We start from the raw sequence: 208 nt of genomic DNA on the forward strand, positions 1-208 counted from the left end.
ACCGCGATGATCGTCGACGCCCCGGCCAGCCGGGCACCGGCGATCGCCGCGTCACCGACTCCGCCGCACCCGATCACTGCCACCGAGTCGCCCCGCGAGATGTTGCCGGTGTTCATCGCCGCACCCAACCCGGCCATCACTCCGCATCCGAGCAGCCCGACCACCGCTGGATCGGACTGCGGATCGACCTTCGTGCACTGGCCCTCGT

1 pseudogene is annotated in these 208 nt (G+C 70.7%); it reads right to left on the reverse strand.

Annotated elements, in window-relative coordinates:
- Positions 1-208: pseudogene (locus ACOQFP_RS08110) on the reverse strand (S-(hydroxymethyl)mycothiol dehydrogenase); the annotation flags it as partial.

Origin of the sequence: Rhodococcus sp. MALMAid1271 (assembly GCF_049195265.1) — a bacterium.
Lineage (GTDB): Bacteria > Actinomycetota > Actinomycetes > Mycobacteriales > Mycobacteriaceae > Rhodococcoides.